At 67.4% G+C, this 325-nt stretch carries 1 protein-coding gene; it reads right to left on the bottom strand.

Features of this window, described 5'->3' with window-relative positions; all coding sequences use genetic code 11:
* Window positions 1–325, bottom strand: a 325-nt coding sequence (locus IH48_RS0132620) for an IS256 family transposase (protein ID WP_030913177.1), incomplete at both ends; no start/stop codon positions are given.

The raw sequence follows: 325 nt of genomic DNA, 5'->3' as shown, positions 1-325 counted from the left end.
GGGCGGCCTCGGCGAGCTTGAACACCATCGCCAGGGCGGCGGCCGGGCTGCCCGCTCCTCGGGTGACCTTCGTCCGCAGCCTGATCGTGGAGAACGTGGACTCGATGGGGTTCGTGGTCCGCAGATGGATCCAGTGCTCGGCGGGGAAGTCGTAGAACGCCAGGAGCTCGTCCAGGTCGTCGGTGATCTTCTTCACGGCCTTGGGCCACTTCGCCCCGTAGGTCTTCTCGAACGCGCGGGCCGCCTTCTCGGCGTGGGTGCGGTCCTCGGCGTTGTAGATCTCCTGCAGGGCCTTCTTCGCTCCGGGCTGCGTGGACTTCGGTAG

The sequence above is a fragment of the Streptomyces sp. NRRL F-5126 genome (assembly GCF_000721265.1).
Taxonomy (GTDB): domain Bacteria; phylum Actinomycetota; class Actinomycetes; order Streptomycetales; family Streptomycetaceae; genus Streptomyces.
The sequence above is the reverse complement of the archived record's forward strand: the minus strand, read 5'-3'. Positions and strand labels throughout refer to the sequence as shown.